Origin of the sequence: Paraburkholderia sp. SIMBA_054 (assembly GCF_046534875.1) — a bacterium.
In the GTDB taxonomy this organism is placed as follows: domain Bacteria; phylum Pseudomonadota; class Gammaproteobacteria; order Burkholderiales; family Burkholderiaceae; genus Paraburkholderia; species Paraburkholderia hospita.
The window spans coordinates 1-294 of the sequence record NZ_JAWRXV010000542.1; the positions used below are offsets into that span (position 1 = coordinate 1).

1 protein-coding gene is annotated in these 294 nt (G+C 33.3%); it reads right to left on the reverse strand.

What is annotated here, in order from left to right; genetic code table 11:
- Positions 1-104 precede the first annotated feature (104 nt).
- A partial coding sequence (locus SB822_RS56255; protein ID WP_410859000.1) for a hypothetical protein occupies positions 105-294 on the reverse strand: 190 nt, incomplete at its 5' end.

Sequence of the window (294 nt, forward strand, 5' to 3'; positions counted from 1 at the left end):
ATTCCAAATACGGAAACAAAACTCATCTAATCTCCTCCTTGATATCCATAATACGACAAAAGATAAGAGAAGTTTCAATTTATTTGCTACTCCACCGTTTGTTCCTACAATGTTTTCATGAACGATTCAATTGGGTCACAGTAGAATAAATCATAACCCAATTTATTCGGATGCCACCCGTCTGAATTTCGTGTATACGTTGTTTTAATATTTTCAATGTACCGCATAGGCGCAATTGTTTTATATAAATCAACGTATTTGATTCCCCATTTTTCAAGAATCTCATACATATAC